Below are 4,420 nucleotides of genomic sequence, written 5' to 3' on the forward strand. Positions count from 1 at the left end.
GCCGGGCGGGGCGGACTCGGCGGGTTCTTCCGAAGGGCCCGCGTTGTTTCCCTTGAGCCGGCTTCGGGTGGCTGAGGGCGCGCGGCGTGACCGGGGCGCGGGGGTGTGGCAATGCGGGCCCTGCCCGCCGAGTAGCCGAGGGGATTCTCACCCCTCGGCCCTCACAGATCCGTACGTGACGATCTCTCGTCATACGGCTCTTGCCGTTCTGGTCACCAGACGCGCGGGGCGCGGGTGGTCCAGGCCCAGTGGGCGAAGAACCGGGGCCGTCGTGCGACGGCCTGGTTCCACGCCGTTTGGGCCTTCTTCCTGCCCCGCAGCCGTTTGAACTTCTTGGGCATCCGGGCCCTGACCCCGGAGTTTGGACACCAGAGACACTTGGATCTTGATGGTCTGGGTGGTCAGGAGTCCCGTACAGATGGCAATGAAGCACTACCCCGCCGAGTTCAAGGCGGACGCGGTCGCGTTGTACCGGTCGAGGCCCGGGGCGACGATCAAGTCGGTCGCCGAGGACCTCGGGGTCAGCACCGAGACGCTGCGCAACTGGATCCGTGCCGCGGACGGGCGGCGCCCCGGTGCCCACTCGCCGACGCGGGCCGCCGCACCGGCCCAGGCCGTAAGTCCCGTGGAGGCCGAGCTCGCCGCCGCGCGCAAGAGGATCCGGGAGCTGGAGGAAGAACGCGACATTCTGCGCAAGGCGGCCCGGTATTTCGCCGGGGAGACGCGCTGGTGAGGAGCCGTAAATTAACTACTGCTGGATTCGGGCCAATACCTTGATTGTGCATGGCAGTTGGGCTGTTGTGGCGATCCCGGATGGAGTCCTGTCGGTGCTGGATGCGAAGTTTGCGGTGGTGCTGCCGCATCTGGATGAGCGGCAGCGCCGTCTGTATCTGGCTTCCGAGGCCGGGGCTCTGGGGCATGGCGGGATCGCGGCCGTGGCCAGGCTGGCGGAGGTCTCGGAGTCGACCGTTGCGCGAGGGCGTGAGGAACTCGCGGGTGGGGCAGAGGTGTTGGGGCGGGTGCGCAGGCCCGGCGGCGGGCGCAAGTCTGCCGCGGAGCGCGACCCCGGTCTGGTGGCGGCCCTCGAGTTGTTGATCGAGCCGCGTGAGGTGGGCGATCCGGTGTCCCCGCTGCGCTGGACTACTGCCTCGCTGCGGGACTTGTCCCGGGAGTTGGCCGATGCCGGTCATCCGGTCAGCGCCCCGGTGGTCGGCGGCCTGCTGCGTGCGATGGGCTTCAGTCTGCAGGGCATGGCCAAGACCCGGGCTGGCAGTCAGGTGCCCGACCGCGACGCCCAGTTCCGGCACATCAACGCCGCCGCCGAACGCTTCCTGGCCGGGGGCCTGCCGGTGGTGAGCGTGGATACGAAGCAGAAGGAACCAATCGGCGACTTCGCCCGCCCCGGCCGCACCTACCGCCCCAAAGGCCAGCCGATCACCGCCCCGGACCACGACTTCATCGACCCCGACACCCCGGTCGCCATCCCGTACGGCATCTACGACCTGGGGCGCGACAGAGGCTGGGTGAATGTGGGCACCGACCGCAACACCGCCGCCTTCGCGGTGGAGTCCCTGCGCCGCTGGTGGAAGGTCCGAGGATGCCTCGACTACCCCGGCGTGGACCGTTTGCTGGTCACCGCCGACGCCGGAGGGGCCAACTCGGCCGACTCCCGCCTGTTCAAGATGGGCCTGGCTGACTTCGCCGACGAGTGCGGGCTGAGCATCACCGTCATGCACTTCCCGCCAGGTGCTTCGAAATGGAACAAAGTGGAGCACCGGCTGTTCTCCCGGATCACCCACAGCCTGCGCGGGCAGCCACTGACCAGCTACGAAGTGCTGCTGCAGACCATCTCGGCCACCCGCACCAGCACCGGACTGACCGTCCGGGCCGTGCTGGACGAGAACGCGTACCCTACCGGCCGAGCACTCACCCGGGCCGAGCGCAACGACGTCGAACGGCGGGTCGAGCGCGACGAGTTCCATGGCGAGTGGAATTACACCATCGCCCCGCAGGACCCCGACCAGCAGCATCCTGAAGATCCATGCGACGAGTCAGGGCCTCCGGTCCCGGCCGAGGCCACCTTCCTCCTGACCCACCCCGCACTCACCGGCATGACCCGAGAACAGTTCGAACAGCTCGTGCTCCGCCTCGAACCGTGCCAACAGGTCCTGACCGAAGCCGAACGACAGAGGGCAGGCAGAGACGGCCGCGGCCGGAACCCCGGCTTCGGCACCCTCGATCACCGCCACCGCGTCCTGGCCGCCGTGCTCCGCAGCCGCAACACCGTCACCCTGACCCTCGCGGCCGAACTGATGGGCCGCAAGCGCAACGTGCTGAGCTACCACGCTGGGAGGTCCAAGCCGATGCTGGCCTTCGCCGGGCCCGAGCTCGCCAGGGTCCTCGTCTTCCGCCGGACCCGCCCTCCGCGCACGCTCGAAGCCTTGAGGCGCGTGATCGAGGAGCACGACAACGAGATCAACTCATGCAGTAGTTAATTTACGGCTCCTGAACCGCTGCCAGTTCGTCGCCGACCACCAGCGCCGTTACGGCGTGAAGCGGCTGTGCGCCATCATCGGGATCGCCCGCTCCACCTTCTACTACTGGCGCAAGACCGCGCCGGACAGGGCCAGACGGAAGGACGCCGATGCCGTACTCGCCGCCCGGATACGGGTGGTGCACCAGGAATCGGACGGCACCTACGGCGCCCCGCGCATCACCCCCGAACTCCGCGAGGACGGCGAGCGTGTCAACCACAAGAAGGTCGCCCGGGTGATGCGATCCGTCGGGCTCGCCGGCGTGCGGCTGCGCAGGAAGCACCGCACCACCGTCCCCGATCCGGCCGCCGTGAAGGCCGCCGACCTCATCGGCCGGGACTTCACCGCGAAGGCGCCGAACACCAAGTACGTCGGCGACATCACGTACTTGCCGGTCACCGGCGCGAAGCCGCTCTATCTCGCCACCGTCATCGATCTGTGCTCACGCCGGCTGGCCGGGTGGGCGATCGCCGACCATATGCGCGCCGAACTCGCCGTCGACGCCCTGGCGGCCGCCGAGCGCACCCGCGGCAGCCTCAACGGGGCGATTTTTCATAGCGATCACGGGTCGCAGTACACGAGCGCCGCGTTCGCCGATGCCTGCACGAAGGCGGGCGTGAGACGGAGCATGAGCGCCGTCGGCAGCAGCGCGGACAATGCTGCCGCGGAGAGCTGGAACGCATCCATGAAGCGGGAGACGCTCAAGGGCGCGAAGGCGTGGCCCACCGCCCGACAGGCGAGGCTCGCGGCCTTCAGCTGGGCGAGCCGCTACAACACCCGACGCCGTCATTCGCACCTCGGGCAACGCTCCCCGATCGCCTACGAGAACCTCTTCAACGAACCGTCAACTACACTGCCCCAAGCCGCATAACCCCGTGTCCAAACTCCGGGGTCAACGCCCTCCACCGCATCACGTAGGCGCTGACGCGTTCCAGGAGGGGATAGAGAGCCGACTCATAGAAGGCCCCGTAGTACGCCATCCACCCGCGAATGATCGGGTTGATGAACCGTGCGAGGTCCGCATCATTCAGGTTGGTGCGGTGGTGCAGCCGCCAGGACCACACCTCGGAACTGATCCTGCGCAGGGCTTCCCCGCTGATGGCGGGGAGGAACGACCGGAACATCTGGCCGTCCTTGCGCACCGCGGAGCGGGTGCGCAAGGTGAACCCCAGGAACGTGAACTCGGTGTGCTCGTACGAGGCACGCCGGTTGGCATCCTGGCAGTACACGATCCGGGTCTTCTCCGGGTGCAGTTCAAGCCCTACCTCGGCCATCCGCTTCTCGATCGCCGCGAGCACGAAGCGCGCCTGGCGTTCGCTGACGCAGTGAACCACCGCGTCGTCCACGTACCGCTCGAACTCGATGGCGGGGAAGTTCCGCGCCATCCAGGCATCGAAGGCATAGTGGAGGAAGAGGTTGGCGAGGACCGGCGAGATCGAGGAGCCCTGAGGCGTCCCCCGGTCCCGCTCGCGCCGTGTCCCATCGGGTAGTTGCAGCGGTGCGGCCAACCAGCGCCGCACATACAGCAGGACCCAGGACTGGGACGGATCAGTGTGGGCGGCGACCGCCTTGAGGGCCAGGTCCCACGGAACGCTGTCGAAGAACGCGCGAATGTCCAGGTCGATGACCCAGTCCGCCTTCCAGCAGCGCTCACGGCACCGGCCCACAGCGTCGATCGCCGACCGCCCGGGACGGTAGCCGTAGGAGTCCGGATGAAAGGCCGGCTCGGCCTTCTTCTCCAAGACCCCGGCAACCACCGTCTGGGCGATGCGATCCCCGATCGTGGGCACGCCTAGTAGGGTGTCGCTGCTTAGTTCTGGTGTGTTTTGTTGGGAGGTTGGTTCCTGGCAGGCCCTTCTCCCCTGCCAGACAAGGATGTTGTGATG

General features: G+C 67.9%; 2 protein-coding genes and 2 pseudogenes. 3 read left to right on the plus strand and 1 reads right to left on the minus strand.

The annotated features are described in order from the left end of the window. Positions 1–418 precede the first annotated feature (418 nt). From ACIQU6_RS43835 to ACIQU6_RS43845, 3 genes and pseudogenes are all read left to right on the plus strand, one after another. Complete coding sequence (locus tag ACIQU6_RS43835) at positions 419–733, plus strand: transposase (protein ID WP_403488191.1); 315 nt, start codon at positions 419–421, stop codon at positions 731–733. Positions 734–821: 88 nt separating this feature from the next. Further along, positions 822–2,015, plus strand: a pseudogene (locus tag ACIQU6_RS43840) (ISAzo13 family transposase); the annotation flags it as partial. A 487-nt stretch (positions 2,016–2,502) separates the two neighbouring features. Further along, a pseudogene (locus tag ACIQU6_RS43845) lies at positions 2,503–3,405 on the plus strand (IS3 family transposase); the annotation flags it as partial. Here the strand turns inward: ACIQU6_RS43845 and ACIQU6_RS43850 are convergent. Next, the coding region (locus ACIQU6_RS43850) for a reverse transcriptase domain-containing protein (RefSeq protein WP_403488193.1) at positions 3,383–4,420 on the minus strand (1,038 nt) is incomplete at its 5' end. The pseudogene ACIQU6_RS43845 and the gene ACIQU6_RS43850 overlap by 23 nt on opposite strands.

Origin of the sequence: Streptomyces sp. NPDC090442, assembly GCF_044769405.1 — a bacterium.
GTDB lineage: Bacteria > Actinomycetota > Actinomycetes > Streptomycetales > Streptomycetaceae > Streptomyces.